General features: G+C 72.6%; 17 protein-coding genes. 10 read left to right on the top strand and 7 right to left on the bottom strand.

All coding sequences use genetic code 11. The features are described 5' to 3' along the window. Nucleotides 1–102: 102 nt before the first annotated feature. Complete coding sequence (locus ACFYMM_RS28060; protein ID WP_388391233.1) at nucleotides 103–1,155, bottom strand: glycoside hydrolase family 5 protein; 1,053 nt, start codon at nucleotides 1,153–1,155, stop codon at nucleotides 103–105. Between the two features lie 193 nt (nucleotides 1,156–1,348). Here ACFYMM_RS28060 and ACFYMM_RS28055 point away from each other — a divergent pair, with 193 nt between their 5' ends. The 10 genes from ACFYMM_RS28055 to hypA all read left to right on the top strand — a co-directional run bounded on the left by ACFYMM_RS28055 (nucleotide 1,349) and on the right by hypA (nucleotide 9,451). Then, nucleotides 1,349–2,401, top strand: a complete 1,053-nt coding sequence (locus tag ACFYMM_RS28055; RefSeq protein ID WP_388391231.1) for a LacI family DNA-binding transcriptional regulator — start codon at nucleotides 1,349–1,351, stop codon at nucleotides 2,399–2,401. Nucleotides 2,402–2,592: 191 nt separating this feature from the next. Then, the gene (locus ACFYMM_RS28050; RefSeq protein WP_388391229.1) at nucleotides 2,593–4,062 is read left to right on the top strand and encodes a hypothetical protein; all 1,470 of its coding nucleotides are present in this window, start codon (nucleotides 2,593–2,595) and stop codon (nucleotides 4,060–4,062) included. Next, nucleotides 4,049–4,594 (top strand): hemerythrin domain-containing protein, encoded by a 546-nt coding sequence (locus tag ACFYMM_RS28045; protein WP_388391227.1) that lies wholly within the window; start codon nucleotides 4,049–4,051, stop codon nucleotides 4,592–4,594. The genes ACFYMM_RS28050 and ACFYMM_RS28045 overlap by 14 nt, the downstream gene beginning before the upstream one ends. Beyond that, nucleotides 4,591–5,733, top strand: a complete 1,143-nt coding sequence (locus tag ACFYMM_RS28040) for a hydrogenase expression protein HypE (RefSeq protein ID WP_388391225.1) — start codon at nucleotides 4,591–4,593, stop codon at nucleotides 5,731–5,733. Before ACFYMM_RS28045 ends, ACFYMM_RS28040 begins: the two co-directional genes overlap by 4 nt. Beyond that, complete coding sequence (locus tag ACFYMM_RS28035) at nucleotides 5,730–7,532, top strand: nickel-dependent hydrogenase large subunit (RefSeq protein WP_388391223.1); 1,803 nt, start codon at nucleotides 5,730–5,732, stop codon at nucleotides 7,530–7,532. The genes ACFYMM_RS28040 and ACFYMM_RS28035 overlap by 4 nt, the downstream gene beginning before the upstream one ends. After that, nucleotides 7,525–8,070: a NifU family protein gene (locus tag ACFYMM_RS28030; protein WP_388391221.1), complete on the top strand. Its 546-nt coding sequence runs from the start codon at nucleotides 7,525–7,527 to the stop codon at nucleotides 8,068–8,070. The genes ACFYMM_RS28035 and ACFYMM_RS28030 overlap by 8 nt, the downstream gene beginning before the upstream one ends. Next, nucleotides 8,067–8,684, top strand: a complete 618-nt coding sequence (locus ACFYMM_RS28025; RefSeq protein WP_388391219.1) for a DUF5947 family protein — start codon at nucleotides 8,067–8,069, stop codon at nucleotides 8,682–8,684. The genes ACFYMM_RS28030 and ACFYMM_RS28025 overlap by 4 nt, the downstream gene beginning before the upstream one ends. A gap of 10 nt (nucleotides 8,685–8,694) precedes the next feature. Next, nucleotides 8,695–8,901: a hypothetical protein gene (locus tag ACFYMM_RS28020; RefSeq protein WP_388391217.1), complete on the top strand. Its 207-nt coding sequence runs from the start codon at nucleotides 8,695–8,697 to the stop codon at nucleotides 8,899–8,901. A 16-nt stretch (nucleotides 8,902–8,917) separates the two neighbouring features. Further along, complete coding sequence (locus ACFYMM_RS28015; RefSeq protein WP_388391215.1) at nucleotides 8,918–9,076, top strand: hypothetical protein; 159 nt, start codon at nucleotides 8,918–8,920, stop codon at nucleotides 9,074–9,076. An 18-nt stretch (nucleotides 9,077–9,094) separates the two neighbouring features. Further along, on the top strand, nucleotides 9,095–9,451 hold the full coding sequence (hypA, locus tag ACFYMM_RS28010; protein ID WP_388391213.1) for a hydrogenase maturation nickel metallochaperone HypA: 357 nt from the start codon (nucleotides 9,095–9,097) through the stop codon (nucleotides 9,449–9,451). A 3-nt stretch (nucleotides 9,452–9,454) separates the two neighbouring features. Here the strand turns inward: hypA and hypE are convergent, their stop codons facing one another. From hypE to ACFYMM_RS27980, 6 genes are read right to left on the bottom strand one after another with little or no spacing between them, the layout of a single operon-like run. Then, the gene (gene hypE / locus ACFYMM_RS28005; protein ID WP_388391211.1) at nucleotides 9,455–10,531 is read right to left on the bottom strand and encodes a hydrogenase expression/formation protein HypE; all 1,077 of its coding nucleotides are present in this window, start codon (nucleotides 10,529–10,531) and stop codon (nucleotides 9,455–9,457) included. Next, a complete protein-coding gene (hypD, locus tag ACFYMM_RS28000) occupies nucleotides 10,524–11,657 on the bottom strand; it encodes a hydrogenase formation protein HypD (protein ID WP_388391209.1) in 1,134 nt (377 codons plus the stop codon). Before hypD ends, hypE begins: the two co-directional genes overlap by 8 nt. Continuing rightward, nucleotides 11,654–11,977, bottom strand: coding sequence for a HypC/HybG/HupF family hydrogenase formation chaperone (locus ACFYMM_RS27995; protein ID WP_388391207.1), 324 nt, complete (start codon nucleotides 11,975–11,977; stop codon nucleotides 11,654–11,656). Before ACFYMM_RS27995 ends, hypD begins: the two co-directional genes overlap by 4 nt. A gap of 3 nt (nucleotides 11,978–11,980) precedes the next feature. Continuing rightward, nucleotides 11,981–14,359, bottom strand: coding sequence for a carbamoyltransferase HypF (gene hypF / locus ACFYMM_RS27990; RefSeq protein WP_388391206.1), 2,379 nt, complete (start codon nucleotides 14,357–14,359; stop codon nucleotides 11,981–11,983). After that, entirely contained in the window at nucleotides 14,356–15,069 is a 714-nt protein-coding gene (gene hypB, locus ACFYMM_RS27985) for a hydrogenase nickel incorporation protein HypB (protein WP_388391431.1), read from the bottom strand. The genes hypF and hypB overlap by 4 nt, the downstream gene beginning before the upstream one ends. Beyond that, a complete protein-coding gene (locus tag ACFYMM_RS27980; protein WP_388391204.1) occupies nucleotides 15,069–15,734 on the bottom strand; it encodes a hydrogenase maturation protease in 666 nt (221 codons plus the stop codon). The genes hypB and ACFYMM_RS27980 overlap by 1 nt, the downstream gene beginning before the upstream one ends. Nucleotides 15,735–15,745 lie beyond the last annotated feature (11 nt).

Below are 15,745 nucleotides of genomic sequence, written 5' to 3'. Positions count from 1 at the left end.
GACGACGATTGTCGCCGGTCCGCGCCTCGGGGGCGGTAACGGGGTCCGGCCGGCCGCGGCGCACGGGCGCGGCGGCCGGCCGGCGGTCGGGTCCGGGACCGGTCAGGGACGGACGGGCCTGCCGCGTCCCCAGCCCCAGGCGAGCCGGTCGGCGCCGGACTGGTTGGTGGTGGTCAGCCACGGCCGCGCGGTGTCGCCGGTCAGCTTCTGGATCGAGTACGTGTCGTCGGTGCGCAGGCCGGGCCAGTACACGGAGCCCATCCCGAGCTTGCGGAAGGTGTCGGTGTCGGCCTGGATGAAGTTGATGGAGTTGTTGTCGGGGGTGGGGACGTCGTAGTTCAGGCCCGTGGTCATCGGGGCGCCGAACTCGTCCGCGACCGTGCGGCTCGCGCAGTCGCCGATGCGCACCTTGAGGTCGGCCACCCACTGGTCGTAGGTCGCGTAGTCCTTCCAGAAGCCGTAGTGGTGCAGCGACAGGTAGGTGCCCTTCAGGCGCGGGTCGGCGCAGACCGAGGTGACGTGGTCGTTGTAGCCGGCGCCGCTGACGAAGACGCGGTCGCGAGGCACGGAGGGGTAGGTGGCGAGCCACTTGGCGGCGATGTCGGCCCACTGGGCGTCGGTGTAGCCGTGCGGCTCGTTCATCGGCTCGAAGTAGACCTTCGGGTCGTGCTTGTAGGCCGTGACCACGGTCTTCCACATGGGCCAGTAGGTCGACTCGTCGTCGATGAAGCCGTCCTTCTGGGCGCCGGTGCCCTCCCAGTAGGACAGGATGACCTTGAAGCCGCGGTCCGAGGCCGCGTCGATGACCCCGCGGTACGACTTCCAGTACGCGCCGTTGACCGTGTACGGGTTGATGGGCAGCCGGACGGTGTTGGCCCCGAGGTTGGCGCGGAACGCCGAGATGATCCGGCTCGCCTTGGCGTACGTCCGGGCGTAGCTGTCGGAGGTCGACAGGCCGGACAGCTGGAGGTAGTCGTCGGCGTAGTTGTCGCGCGGGTCCGCCCAGTTGACCCCCTTGAACTGGGTCGTGCCGGTCGGCGCGGCGGAGGCGGGGCTGCCGGCCAGGGTCGCGCCGCTGACCGCGGCGATCGCGACCGCCACACAGGTGGCGCGCAGCCGGGAGGTGAGGCGGTTACTGGCGGGGGTCTTGCGCATCGACGTGCCCTTTCAAGAGGTGGCTCGGCGCCCGCATGTTTACGTAAACATCGCATACCGTCGGCTCGGATGTTTACGTAAACTCGGCGGCGCCGGAATCGTGGCATCAGCTCCAGCGGCAGTCAAGGTTTCTCACGCGTAACATCCGGTGCGTCATGCGGCGGGTCCCGGGCGCGGGTCGAAGGAGGCACCAGTGGTGGAACGGGGCGGTTCCGGCGTGCCCGGCGGACGCCGCAAGCAGCGGGTGTCCATGGCCGACGTCGCCAAGGTCGCCGGTGTCTCGTCACAGACGGTCTCGCGGGTCTCCAACGGCCACCCCGGGGTGATCAGTTCGACCCGGGAGCAGGTGCTGGCCGCGATGCGGGAGCTGGGCTACCGCCCCAACAGCGCGGCGCGCGCCCTGCGTTACGGCCGGTTCAACACCATCGGCGTGATCCTGTTCAGCCTTTCCTCGACGGGCAACAGCCGTACGGTCGAGGCGATCGCGACGCACGCGGCGGCCGAGGGGTACGCGATCACTTTGATCCCCATCGACGTGCCGACCCAGGACAATGTGCTCGGCGCCTTCACCCGCATGGGCGAGCTGGCCGTGGACGCGGTCGTCGTCATCATGGAGATCCATCTCCTGGACACCGGAACGGTCCAACTGCCGCCCGGCGTCCATGTCGTGGTCGTCGACTCGGACGCCGGCGACCGCTACAGCGTGGTCGACACCGACCAGGCCGACGGCACCCGCAAGGCCGTACGGCATCTGCTCGACCTGGGCCACCGCACCGTGTGGCACGTCACCGGGCCCGAGGCGTCGTACGCCGGCCAGCGCCGGACCCAGGCCTGGCGTGCGGCACTGGAGGAGGCCGGCCGCCCGGTGCCGCCGCCGCTGCACGGCGACTGGTCGGCCGAGTCGGGCTACGCGGCGGGGCTGGCGCTCGCCGCGGAGCCGGACTGCACGGCCGTGTTCGCGGCCAACGACCAGATGGCCCTGGGCCTGCTGCGGGCCTTGCACGAGCGCGGTCTGTCCGTCCCCGCGGACATCAGCGTGGTGGGCTTCGACGACATCCCCGACGCGGCCTTCTTCGTGCCGCCCCTCACCACCGTCCACCAGGACTTCGCCGAGGTGGGCCGGCGCTGCGTGCGAGGGGTGCTGGAGCAGATCCGCACCCGGGGCGGCTCCCGGCCCGGCACCGATCTCGTCCCGACCAGCCTGGTGATCAGGCGCAGCACGGCGGCGCCGACCCGGCGCGGCTGAGGCGGCATCGCCGTGGCCGCCACGCGCCCGTCCGGTCGGGGCGGCCGGAGCGGTCGCGTCACCCGAGTGCCGTAGCCCGCTGCGCGACCGGAGGACACCTGGTGTGAGCGGTGTGAGCCTGGTGGAAGGCATGGCGGACGTGTGCCGTCGGGTGTCCTTCCCGGGGGCCGCGCCGTGATCGGAGGTGAGAGGTGGAGCGGACCGCGCAGCGCGGACCCGCCTCGGTGGCGCCCGGCGACGACGCCGTGGGACAGCTGCGCGCGGTGGCCGACGCCGTCCTCTACGAGGGCTATCTCCTGTACCCGTACCGCCGGTCGTCCCCGAAGAACCGGGTGCGCTGGCAGTTCGGTGTCCTCACTCCCCGCGAGTGGGCCGAACGGGACGGTCCGGTCACCCCGGGGGTCTCCGGTTCCGTCGACTCCTGGTACCAGCAGACGGAGTGCCTGCTGCTGGCGTCCCCGGAGGCGGTCGTACGGGTCGGTGTGCGCTATCTGCAGCTGCAGCGCAAGCAGGTGGAGCGGCTGGAGCCCGACGGCGGCCGTCGTCCGGTGGAGTCCCTGCGGACCGGCGACACCGTCCATCTGACCTTCGACGAGGCGGTGCCGTGCGAGGCGCTCGTCGAGGTGCCGCTGGCGCGGCTGCTGGAGGCGGAGCACCGTACGGCGGTGGGATCTCCCGCCGGTGAGAGCACCGAGGCGGTCGGTGACGGCGCCGGGCTGGTGGTGCGCCGACGGGATCCGGTGGAGGCGGTGACGGTCCTGCGCGCCGAGCGGGTGGAGGGCGGGGCGGCGGGTCCGCCCGCCTACCGGCTGCGGGTGCGCACCGAGAACACCGGCCCCTCGCCGGCCACCACGGTCTCCCGGGCGCAGGCCCTGCGTCACTCGCTCATGGCCACCCACACCCTGATCGAGGGCGACGGCGTCGAGTTCCTGTCGCTGATCGACCCCCCGGAGGCGTACGAGCGGCACGCCCGCGAGTGCCGGAACCTGCACACCTTCCCGGTTCTCGGCGGTGCCCGGGCCGTCCTCTCCGCCCCGATCATCCTGTCCGACCATCCCCAGGTGGCTCCCGAGAGCCCGGGCGACCTGCACGACGCCGCCGAGATCGACGAGATCCTCACCCTGCGCACCCTGCTGCTCACGGACGAGGAGAAGCGCGAGGCCCGGGCCACCGACCAGCGCGCGGCCGACATCCTCGACCGGGTCGAGTCCCTGCCGAGGGAGGTCGTCTCGCGGCTGCACGGGGCCATCCGCTCACTGGACCCGGTCCCGTCCGAGGTGCGCTCCCCCGCTCGCGCGGCGCCGCGCGCCTCGGTTCCCTGGTGGCACGAGCGGCGCACCGACGGGCTGTCCCCGACGACCGACAGCGTGCTCGTCGGCGACGTGCCGGTGGCGGCCGGCAGCGCGGTACGGCTGCGCCCGGCGGGCCGGGGCGCGGACGCGCAGGACATGTTCCTGGCCGGCCGCACCGCCCGGGTGGCGGCCGTCTTCCAGGACGTGGACGGCGGCACCCACCTCGCCGTCACGCTCGACGACGACCCCGCCGCAGAACTCAACAGCTGGTACGGCCGCTACTTCTACTTCCGCCCCCACGAACTGCAGCCACTGACCGCGACCGCGACCGCCACCGCCGCGGAGGGAGGGTGCGATGGACGCCCTTGAGGCACTGACCCATGACCACCGCATGGTGGAACAGCTGTTCCGCGACTATCACGCGGCCGCCTCCGACCGGCAGCGGCGCGGCGTCGTCGAACTGCTGGTGCGGGAGCTGTCCAAGCACGCGGCCCTGGAAGAGCTGATGATCTACCCGCTGGCCAAGAAGGTCCTCGACGACGCTGTCGAAGAGATCGACGACCACCTCCAGGAGCACCTGGCGGTCAAGAGAACGCTCCTCGCCCTGGACAAGCTGTCCGAGGGGGACGCGAGGACCGACGACCTCGTGGCACGGCTGAGGCAGGAAGTGACCGAGCACGTGCGCGAAGAGGAGGAGGAGTTCATGCCCCGCCTGCGCGAGGCCGTCCCCCAGCAGGATCTCGACGAGCTGGGGCAGCTGCTGGCGAAGGCCAGGCAGAGCGCACCGACCCGTCCCCACCCCCTGGCCCCGGAGGAGCCGCCCGCGCTCGCCCTCGCCGCGCCGGTGGCCGCGGCGTACGACCGGTTCAGGGACCGACTGCAGCGGAGGCCGAGGACATGACCACCCAGAGCGGCACCACCGAAGTCAGCCAGGACCCCTCCCGGTCCGAGGAGCGCGAAGGCTTCGACGAGATCCACATCCTCTGGATCTCCGAGGGCATGAGCTGCGACGGCGACACCGTCTCGCTCACCGCGGCCGGCCAGCCCTCGATCGAGGACGTCGTCCTGGGCCTCGTGCCGGGCCTGCCCAAGGTGAACCTGTACAACAAGGTGCTCTCGCCGAGTCTGGGCGGCGAGGACTTCCTCGCCCCCTACCGGGCCGCGGCCCGTGGCGAACTCGCGCCGTTCATCCTGGTGATCGAGGGCTCGATCCCGAACCAGAACATCATCGAGGGCGAGGGCTACTGGACCTCCTTCGGCAACGACCCGGTCACCGGCGAGCCGCACACCCTCAACTGGTGGATCGACCAACTGGCGCCCAAGGCCTGGGCGATCGTCGCGGCCGGTACCTGTGCGACGTACGGCGGCATCCACGCGATGGCGGGCAACCCGACCGGCTCGATGGGCCTGTCGGACTATCTGGGCTGGGACTTCAAGACCCAGGGCGCGCTGCCGATCGTCAACGTGCCCGGCTGCCCGATCCAGCCCGAGAACTTCATGGAGACCCTGGTGTGGGTGCTCCAGCACGCCGCCGGGGCGGCCCCTCCCCCACCGCTGGACCACATGCTGCGTCCGCAGTGGCTGTTCGGCAAGACGGTGCACGAGGGCTGCGACCGGGCGGCGTACTACGAGCAGGCCGACTTCGCCAAGGACTACAACGCCCCCAAGTGCCAGGTGAAGGTGGGCTGTTGGGGTCCGGTGGTGAACTGCAACGTGCCCAAGCGGGGCTGGATGGCCGGGGTGGGCGGCTGCCCCAACGTGGGCGGGATCTGCATCGGCTGCACCATGCCCGGCTTCCCCGACGCGTTCATGCCGTTCATGGACGAGCCTCCCGGCGGCACCTTGTCGAGCATGCTCGTCAAACCGTACGGGTCCTTCGTCCGCAGGATGCGTGGCATCACCAACGCGATGGTGAACCACGAGGCGAAGTGGCGTCACAACAAGCCGGAGCTGACCAGCGGTTACAACCCGTACTGGCGGCCCGGACACCCCCACCGCACCCCCACCGCGGCCGGCACCCGAGGCAGGAAGACGACATGACACAGACCGAGGACCGGCTCAGGACGGGCGAGCGCAAACCCCCGCAGCTCGTGGACATGTCCTGGGACCCGATCACCCGGATCATCGGCAACCTGGGCATCTACACGAAGATCGACTTCGCCAACCGGGAGGTCGTCGAGTGCCACAGCACCTCGTCGCTGTTCCGCGGCTACTCGGTGTTCATGAAGGGCAAGGACCCGCGCGACGCCGGTTTCATCACCTCCCGCATCTGCGGGATCTGCGGCGACAACCACACGACCTGCTCGGACTACGCCCAGCAGATGGCCTACGGCGTCAAACCGCCGCGGCTCGCGGAACACATCGTCAACCTGGGCGAGGCGGCCGAGTACATCTTCGACCACACGATCTTCCAGGACAACCTGGTGTTCGTGGACTTCTGCGAGGCCATGGTCAAGGCCACGAACCCGAGCGTGCTGGCGCGGGCCGAGAACACCCCCGCGCCACGCGGTGACGTCCACGGCTACCGCACGATCGCGGACATCATGCGGGCCTTCAACCCCTTCGAGGGCGAGGTCTACAAGGAGGCCCTGAAGGTCAGCCGGGTCACCCGGGAGATGTTCTGTCTGATGGAGGGACGCCATGTCCACCCGTCGACGCTGTACCCGGGCGGCGTGGGCACGATGCCGACCCCGACCGCCTTCACCGACTACCTCTCCCGGCTGCTGAGCGTCCTCGACTTCGTCAAGCAGGCCGTCGCCATGAACGACGACGTCTTCGACTTCTTCTACGAGGCGCTGCCCGGCTACGAGGAGGTCGGCAAGCGCCGCATCCTGCTCGGCTGCTGGGGCGCCTGGCAGAACCCCGACGTGGTCGACTACAAGTACGAGAACATGAACGAGTGGGGCAAGGCGATGTACGTCACCCCCGGCGTCATCGTCGACGGCAAGCTCGTCACCAACAACCTGGTCGACATCAACCTCGGCATGCGCATCCTCATCGGCAGCTCCTACTACGAGGACTGGACGGCCGAGGAGCCCTTCGTCACCCACGACCCGCTCGGCAACCCGGTCGACATGCGCCACCCGTGGAACCAGACCACCGTCCCGGTGCCGCAGAAACGGGACTTCGACAACCGCTACAGCTGGGTGATGAGCCCGCGCTGGTACGACCGGAACACCGACCAGCACCTCGCCCTCGACACCGGCGGCGGCCCGCTCGCGCGGCTGTGGTCGACGGCGCTCAACGGCATCGTCGACACGCCGTACATCAAGGCGACCGGGCACAGTGTGCGGATCACGCTGCCCAAGAGCGCGAAGCTGCCCGAACAGACGCTGGAGTGGAAGATCCCCCAGTGGAGCAACACCATCGAACGGGACCGCGCGCGCCCCTACTTCGTCGCGTACGCCGCCGCGATGGCCTTCCAGTTCCTGGAGGAGGCGACGGGCCTGATCCGGGCCGGCGAGACCAAGGTCTTCGAGAACTTCGAGGTGCCGGACGAGGCGATCGGCTGCGGCTTCCACGAAGCGGTGCGCGGGGTCCTCTCCCACCACCTGGTCATCAAGGACAAGAAGATCGCCAACTACCACCCGTACCCGCCGACGCCGTGGAACGCCAGCCCGCGCGACAGCTACGGCACGCCCGGCCCGTACGAGGACGCCGTACAGGGTCAGCCGATCTTCGAGGAGAACGGGCCCGACGACTTCAAGGGCGTCGACATCATGCGCACGGTGCGCAGCTTCGACCCCTGTCTGCCGTGCGGTGTGCACATGTACCTCGGCAAGGGCAACACGCTGACCACCCACCACTCGCCGACGTACGGAGCGGCGAGCCATGGCTGACGGGGACCGGCTCGACGAGGCGTCCGTCGCCGAGCGGCTGACTCTCGTCGACGAGCTGCTGGAGCGCCTGGAGCGCACACCGGGACCGACCGCCCGGGAGGCCGTCGAGGCCGTACGGGCGCTGGCCGAGGTGTACGGCGAGGCGCTGGCCCGGACCCTGGACCGGGCGGGCCCCGCGCTGGCCGGTGCGCTGGCCGACGACGAACTCCTCGGCCATCTGCTGGTGCTGCACGGCATCCACCCCGAGCCGGTGGGTCCCCGGGTCGACCGGGCCGTCGAACGGCTGCGGCGGGACCTGCGCGAGCGCGGCGGCGATCTGGAACTGGTGGGCATCGACGGCGCGGTGGCCCGGGTGCGCCTGTCGGCCAAGGGCTGCGGCTCGTCGACGGCCGGCGTGCTCGCCGCCGTGGAGGAGACACTGCTGGCGGTGGCCCCGGAGCTGGAGCGGGTGGAGCCGGTGCAGGAGGCCGCCGCCCCCGCGTTCGTCCCCCTGGACGCGCTCACGCTCCGCTCCCCGCAGCCGCAGGGCGCCCCGTGACCGCCGGCGGCGCGCTCGCCCGCGTGATCCGCGCGCCGGCCGGGCCGCGTACGGCGGACGCGGAGCTGTGCGACCTGTGCGCGGCCCCGGTGCCGGACGAGCACCGCCACTTGTACGACGGCACGCGGGAGGAGGTGCTGTGCGCCTGCCGGCCCTGCTCGCTGCTGTTCACCGACCGGGAGGCGAGCGAGGGCCACTACCTGCTGATCCCGGGCCGTCGCCTGCGGCTGCCACCGGTGGACACCGGGCCGCTGGGCGTGCCGGTGGGCCTGGCCTTCTTCGTCCCGCACGCCGACGGCACGGCGACCGCCCACTACCCGAGCCCGCTGGGGGCCACCCGGTGGGAGCTGGACGCCGCCGCCTGGCACCAGGCCGTCGCCGGGTGTGGGGAGCTGGCGACCGTGGCACCCGAGGTGGAGGCGCTGCTGGTCAACACCGCACGGGGCCTGAGCCACCACTGGATCGTCCCCGTCGACGACTGCTTCCGGATGGTCGCGGTGGTACGACGGGAATGGGAGGGCCTGTCCGGCGGGCAACGGGTGTGGCCGGCGCTGGAACGGTTCTTCGCCGAGCTGGCCGCCCGACACCCGTCGGAACCGGCCGGACGACCCTAAGGAGCATGCGATGGGCACCATCAAAGTCGGCAGGCCGGACGTGAAGCCCGACACGCCCAGCCACGTCTTCGGCCTCCACCAGGGCAACAAGGGCCCCTCCGGGCACCAGGCCGGGCACCACAAGGACGGCACCGCCGACGCGCGCCGCTCCACCGGCATCCACTGGAAGAAGCATGACGCGATCATGAAGACCATGCCGAACATTCCGCCCGGCTGAGTCACGAGGAGCTGAAATGGTACAGATGACGGCCCGGCGCGTGCTCACGGCCGAGGCGGTGCTGGTGGGCGGCATGATGCTGGCCCTGCTGGTCCGGGAGCTGCCGGGACTGGTGCGCGAGGTGAGGATCTGGCGCATGGCCGGTTCGCATTCCGGCGCCCGGCGCGTCGGCTGACCCGGCCGGAGGGCACCCGTGCACGAGTTGTCGATCGCCACCGCCATCGTGGAACAGGCCGACGAGGCGGCGCGGGCGCACGGCGCCGAGGCCGTGGCCGCCGTGAGGGTGCGCGTCGGTGAGCTGTCGGGCGTGGTCCCGGCGGCGCTGATGTTCGCCTTCGAGGTGGCCCGGGACGGTACGAGCCTGGCGGCGGCGGACCTGGTGGTCGAGGAGGTCGCGGCCCGCGCCTACTGCGGGCCGTGCGCCCACGAGTTCCCGGTCGGCGTTCCCCCGTTCTTCTGGTGCCCGCTGTGCGACCGGCCCTGCGAGGGGCTGCGCAGCGGGCGGGAACTGGAGATCACCGGCCTGGAACTCGCCGAGGCGGCCGGCTGAGCGTCAGCAGATGCGGGGCAGCTGCTCCCCGAGCGGCAGGTCGACGACCCGGGTGCCGCCCAGGCCGGTGGACGCCACGACCATCCCCGGGTGGTCGGCGACGCACTCCCCGATGATCACCGCGCCCGTCCCCTGCGGATGGGCGCGCATCGCCGCCAGCACCGCATCCGCCTCCTGCCGGGGCACGAAGGCGACCAGCCGTCCCTCGTTGGCGACGTACAGCGGGTCCAGGCCGAGGAATCCACAGGCGTTGGCGACGGCGTCCGGGACGGGCACGGCCCGCTCGGTCAGCCGGACGCCGGTGCCCGAGGCGCGGGCGATCTCGTGCAGGGAGGCGGCGAGTCCGCCCCGGGTGGGGTCGCGCAGCGCGTGCAGATCGGGGGTCACCTCCAGCATCGCCGCGACCAGAGAGGCCAGCGGCGCGGTGTCGCTGGCGACCTCGGCCCCGAACTCGATGCCCTCGCGCACGCTCATGATGGCCACGCCGTGCAGACCGATGGGGCCGCTGACGAGGACGGCGTCGCCCGGCCGTGCCCGCTGCGGCCGGATGTCGACACCGGCCGGGACCACTCCGATGCCGGCCGTGGTGATGTAGACGCCGTCGCCGTGCCCGGCCTCGACGACCTTGGTGTCCCCGGTGGCGACGGTGACGCCGGCCGCCCGCGCCGCCGCGCCGACGGCCCGGGCGACCCGGTCGACCACGCCCATGTCCACGCCCTCCTCCAGGACGAAGGCGGTGGACAGGTAGGCGGGCACGGCGCCGCTCATGGCCAGGTCGTTGACGGTGCCGTTGACGGCGAGGTCGCCGATGCTGCCGCCGGGGAAGAACAGCGGCCGTACGACGTGGGAGTCGGTGGAGAAGGCGAGGCGGGCGCCGCCGAGTTCGACCACGGCGGAGTCGGCCAGCGCGGCCAGGGTGGGGTTGCCGTAGGCCGGGGCGAAGACGTGCTCGACGAGTTCCGCCGACAGGGCGCCGCCGCCGCCGTGTCCCATGACGACGACCGGCTGGTCACGCAGGGGGGCGGGGCAGGTCCAGGCGGCGGGGTCCACGGGTGGTGCCGGGGCGGTCGTGTCAGCCAACGGGGTTCATCTCCTTGCGCGCCGGGGAGGCGGTGGCCGCGTCCATGCGGCGGTAGAGGTAGTACGCGGCGCAGGCGCCCTCGCTGGAGACCATCGTGGCGCCGAGGGGATTGCGCGGGGTGCAGGTGGTGCCGAAGGCCTCGCACTCGGTGGGCTTGATCAGGCCCTGCAGGACCTCGCCACTGCGGCACACGCGCGGTTCCTCGGTGCGGATGCCGGTGACGTCGAAGCGGTGTTCGGCGTCGTGGGCGCGGTAGGCGTCGGACAGCCGCCAGCCGCTGTCGGGGATGCGGCCGATGCCGCGCCAGTTGCGGTCGGTGACCTCGAAGACCTCCTCGATCATGCGCAGCGCGGCCGGGTTGCCGTCCTCGCGCACGGCGCGGGGGTAGGCGTTCTCCACGCGGTGTTCGCCGCGCTCCAGCTGGCGGACGGCGCGCCGGACGCCCTCCAGGATGTCGAGCGGTTCGAATCCGGTGACCACGACCGGGACCCGGTGCCGCTCGGCGAGGTCGGGGTACTCGGCGGTGCCCATCACGCTGCACACGTGCCCGGCGGCGAGGAAGCCCCGCACCCGGCAGGCGGGCGCGGTCATGATGGCCTCGATGGCCGGGGGCACGCGCACATGCGACACCAGGAGGCTGAAGTTGGTGATGCCGAGGCTGCGGGCCTGGTGCACCGCCATCGCGTTGGCGGGAGCGGTCGTCTCGAAGCCGATCCCGAAGAACACCACCTCACGGTCCGGGTGCCGGCGGGCCAGCTCCAGGGCGTCCAGGGGCGAGTAGACCACGCGGACGTCGCCGCCCGCGCCCTTGACCCGGAACAGGTCGCGCCCGGTGCCGGGCACGCGCAGCATGTCGCCGAAGGAGCAGAAGATCACCTCGGGCCGGGAGGCGATCTCCAGGGCCTTGTCGATCACCTCCAGCGGGGTGACACACACCGGGCATCCCGGTCCGTGGATCAACTCGACCTGTTCGGGCAGCAGTTGGTCGATTCCGTGCCGGATGATCGAGTGGGTCTGGCCGCCGCACACCTCCATCAGGGCCCAGGGGCGGGTGACGGTGGCGTGGATCTCGTCCAGCAGCTTCCGCGCCAGGTCGGGGTCGTTGAACTCGTCGATGTACTTCACAGGGCTCCTTCCTCGGCCTTGCGGGGCTCCGTGGCGGCGGGCGCTTCCCCCGCCTCCGCCGCCGCCCGTCCCCAGGGGTCGCCGAACTCCTCCTCCAGCAGCCCCAGTTCCTCGAAGAGGCGCAGCGAGGCCTGCGCCGACTCCTCGTCCAGTCGCTGCAGGGCGAACCCGACGTGGACGATCACGTACTCGCCGACCTCGACGTCGGGCACGTACTCCAGGCAGACGCGTTTGTGCACGCCCCCGAAGTCGATCAGGCCGGTCAGGGGTTCGGCGTCTTCCTCGATGGCCAGTACGCGGCCGGGCACTGCCAGACACATGTGTCACTCCGTGGGGTCGCCGTGGTGCCGGGGGACTGTTGCGGATTGCTCGCCGGGTCGTTCGCGGGCCGCCACCACGAGCTGGCCGAGGGCCAGTCCCCCGTCGCCGGGCGGGACCTGGCCGTGCCGCAGCACGGTGAAGCCGTCGGCCGCCAGCTGCGTCCAGCAGGCGTCCTCCAGCAGGGCGTTGGCGAACACGCCGCCGGTCAGGGCGACCGTCTCGACGCCGGTGGCCCGGCGGGCGCGACGGCACACCTCGGTGACGGTGGCGGCGACGCCCCGGTGGAAGCGGGCGGCGAGCAGCGGTGCCGGGGTGCCTCGGCGCAGGTCGGCCAGGAGGGCGCGCAGCGCCGGGGCCGGGTCGAACAGGAGGGGGGCCGCGGCCGCGGCCGGCGGGATGCCGAAGGGGTACGCGCCGGAGTCGGCGTCCCAGGCCTCGGCGGCCGCCGCCTCCAGCTCCAGTGCGGCCTGCGCCTCGTAGCCGGCGCGGTGGCAGACACCGGCCAGGGACGAGACGGCGTCGAAGAGCCGGCCCATGCTGGAGGTCGCCACGCACGCCAGGTTCCGCGCCAACTGCCGTTCCAGGACCGCGCGCTCACCGGTGGCGCAGGCGGTCACGCTGGGCAGGTGGTCCTCCCACGGCAGCGCGGCGGCACGCAGCCGGGCCAGCGCCAGCCGGCAGGGGTTGGCCACTCCCGCGTCGCCGCCGGGCAGGGGCGCGGGGGCCAGGTGGGCGAAGCGGCGGAAGCCGTCGTAGCCGGCGAGGAGGATCTCGCCGCCCCAGACGGTGCCGTCGTCGCCATAGCCGGTGCCGTCGAAGGCGACGCCAATGACCGGTGCGCCGGGGGCCACGCCGTGCTCGGCCATGGCGGAGGCGACGTGGGCGTGGTGGTGCTGGACGAGGTGGAGCGGCCGGCCCTCGGCGTGCCGGCGGGCCCAGCGGGCCGAGTGGTAGCCCGGGTGCCGGTCGGCGGCGATCAGGGCGGGCTCGACGCCGGTCAGGTCGCGCAGTTGCCGCTCGGCCCTGCCGAGGGCGTCGAGGGTGGCCAGGTCGCCCATGTCACCGATGTGCGGGCCGAACCAGGCCTGCTCGCCGGACCCGAGGCAGGGGGCGTTCTTCAGGTCACCGCCGACCGCGAGCGCCGGGCGCAGCGCGAACGGCAGGTGCAGCGGGCGGGGCACGTGTCCGCGCGAGCGGCGCAGGACCTGTTCGGTGCCGTCGGGGCGGACGCGCACCACGGAGTCGTCGCAGGGCGTCCGGATTCCCCGGTCGTGGGCCAGCCAGGCGTCGGCCAGCCCCGCCAGCCGGGTCAGTGCCTCGCGGTCGTCGGTGACGATGGGCTCGCCGGAGCGGTTGCCGCTGGTCATCACCAGGACACGGGGACCGGGCGGGTCGCCGGGCAGCCCGAACAGCAGGGTGTGCACCGGGGTGTAGGGGAGCATGACGCCGACGTGCGGGCTCCCGGCGCACACCGAGGGTGCCAGCAGGCGGCCCCGGCCGCGCAGCAGCACGATCGGGCGCCGGGCGTCCGTGAGGACCGCCCGCTCGGCCGCGCCGACGTGGGCGATCTCCTCGGCGGTCGCCAGGTCCGCGCACATCACCGCGAAGGGCTTGCCGCCGCGTTCCTTGCGGGCGCGCAGCGCGGCCACCGCGTCCGGGTCGGCCGCGTCGCAGGCCAGGTGGTAGCCGCCGATGCCCTTGACGGCGACGATCCGTCCGGCGGCCAGCAGCCGGCGGCCCGCCGCGAGGGCGTCGGCGCCGAGGGCCGGCCGGATGCCGCTGCCGGATGCGGGTACGAGGCGCAGCCGGGGGCCGCAGTCCGGGCAGGCCACGGGCTGGGCGTGGAAGCGCCGGTCGGCGGGATCGCCGTACTCGGCGGCGCACGCCCGGCACATGGGAAAGGGGTCCATCGTGGTGGTCGCGCGGTCGTAGGGCAGCGCCGAGACGATGGTGAAGCGGGGACCGCAGTGGGTGCAGGTGATGAACGGGTGCCGGTGACGGCGGTCGGCCGGGTCGGCCAGCTCCCGCAGACAGTCGGCGCAGGTCGCGGTGTCGGGGGGCAGCGCGGTGTGGCCGTGGCCCCGCTCGGAGGGCCGGATGGCGAAGTCGCAGGCGGCGCCGGTGGCGGGTACCTCGCTCCAGTCGACGCCGGTGACCGCCGCGAGCCGGGGCTGCTCGCGGGTGAGCCGGTCGCAGAACCGGTCGATGTCGTCGGGCGGGCCCTCGACCTCGATGAGGACCCCGCCCGAATGGTTGGTGACGAAGCCGGTCAGCGCCTGCTCGGTGGCGAGGCGGTGCACGTACGGCCGGAATCCGACGCCCTGGACCACGCCCCGCACGCTGACCCGGCGCCGTACCGCGACGGGACTGGGGGCGGTCATGACGCCAGGTGCCCCGGAGCCTGCCGGCCGGCCAGCGGCGGCCGGTGCGCCGGCGTGCCGTCCCGGACGGCGAGCACCCGGTCCAGGAGGGTGTCCGCGCCGTCGCCGTCCCGGGCGCTGGTGCGTACGACGTCCACGCCGGGGTTGACCTGGTCGACGTTGTCCCGGAACGTGTCCTCGTCGAAGCCGGCCGGCTCGGCCAGGTCGGTCTTGGTGACCACCACGAGATGGGCGGAGGCGAAGGCGGTGGGGTACTTCAGCGGCTTGTCCTCGCCCTCGGTGACGGCCATGAGGACCACGCGGAGCGTCTCGCCGAGGTCGTAGGCCGCCGGGCAGACGAGATTGCCGACGTTCTCGACGAACAGGAGCGCGGTGTCCGGCGGCAGCCAGCCCTCCAGATGGCCGCGCACCTGCTGCGCCTCCAGATGGCACAGCCCTCCGGTCAGCAGCTGTTTGACGGGCGCGCCCGAACGGGCCAGGCGCCGTGCGTCGTTCTCGGTGGCGAGGTCGGCGGTGAGCGCCGCGACCGGGACGTGCCGCCGCACGGCGAGGGCGAGGACCTGCCCGAGCAGCTCCGTCTTGCCGCTGCCCGGACTGGACAGCAGGTTCACCGTGGTGACGCCCTGCCGTCCCAGGTCGGCGCGGAGGGTGTCGGCGAGGCCGTCGTTCTTCGCCATGACCGCCTGTCGGACGTCCAGGGACCGGCACATCATGCGTGCTCCTTGCTGGCGGAGGGGTGGGCCCGGCACCCGTCGTCGCGGGGTGGCGGGGTGGGTTCCGTGCGCCGATCCTCGTCCGCGCCGGCCGGGTCGGCCGGGGGGCGGGCCGGGGGCGCGGCGCCGAATTCGTCCGTGTGGCCGAAGGACAGGGGTGCGGCGGGGTCCAGGAGCAGGGCCCGCACCACCGTGTGCAGCAGGGTGACGGCCCGTTGGACGGCCTCGCCGACCGGTGCGCTCAGGCCTACGGCGACATCCGCGTCGCAGCTGGGCAGGGTCTGCGGTTCGCAGCCCAGGACCACGATGCGGGGCAGCGCGCCGTCGCCCAGGTGCGCCGCCAGGGCCAGCACCTTCACGGGGTCCATGCCGTGCGCCTCGGGGGCGTGGCCGGCGCTGTCCGTGACGTGCGGGATCTCGGGCTCGATCAGGCAGAGGGTGCCGGGGCGGTGACCGCGCGGCGCCGCGTCGACGAGGACGGCGGCGTCGTAGCCGTCCAGGAGCCGGTAGGCGAGGTCCAGGCCGCGAATGCCGAAGTCCCGTACGTGGACCTCACCGGGCAGCGGCCGTCCGCCGAGGGCCTTGACGACTTCGGGGCCGAAGGCGTCGTCGGCGAGGAAGATGTTGCCGATGCCGGCCACGAGCAGGCGGGTGGGTGTCACGGCGGGCTCTC

This window comes from Streptomyces sp. NPDC006739 (assembly GCF_042869815.1).
In the GTDB taxonomy this organism is placed as follows: Bacteria; Actinomycetota; Actinomycetes; order Streptomycetales; family Streptomycetaceae; genus Streptomyces.
This window is presented reverse-complemented; position numbering and strand designations above follow the sequence as displayed.

Coding starts and splice junctions, on each gene's coding strand:
- ACFYMM_RS28060 (WP_388391233.1), bottom strand. CDS start 1,155: ATGCGCAAGACCCCCGCCAGTAACCGCCTCACCTCCCGGCTGCGCGCC.
- ACFYMM_RS28045 (WP_388391227.1), top strand. CDS start 4,049: ATGGACGCCCTTGAGGCACTGACCCATGACCACCGCATGGTGGAACAG.
- ACFYMM_RS28040 (WP_388391225.1), top strand. CDS start 4,591: ATGACCACCCAGAGCGGCACCACCGAAGTCAGCCAGGACCCCTCCCGG.
- ACFYMM_RS28035 (WP_388391223.1), top strand. CDS start 5,730: ATGACACAGACCGAGGACCGGCTCAGGACGGGCGAGCGCAAACCCCCG.
- ACFYMM_RS28030 (WP_388391221.1), top strand. CDS start 7,525: ATGGCTGACGGGGACCGGCTCGACGAGGCGTCCGTCGCCGAGCGGCTG.
- ACFYMM_RS28020 (WP_388391217.1), top strand. CDS start 8,695: ATGGGCACCATCAAAGTCGGCAGGCCGGACGTGAAGCCCGACACGCCC.
- ACFYMM_RS28015 (WP_388391215.1), top strand. CDS start 8,918: ATGGTACAGATGACGGCCCGGCGCGTGCTCACGGCCGAGGCGGTGCTG.
- ACFYMM_RS27995 (WP_388391207.1), bottom strand. CDS start 11,977: ATGTGTCTGGCAGTGCCCGGCCGCGTACTGGCCATCGAGGAAGACGCC.
- hypF (WP_388391206.1), bottom strand. CDS start 14,359: ATGACCGCCCCCAGTCCCGTCGCGGTACGGCGCCGGGTCAGCGTGCGG.
- hypB (WP_388391431.1), bottom strand. CDS start 15,069: ATGTGCCGGTCCCTGGACGTCCGACAGGCGGTCATGGCGAAGAACGAC.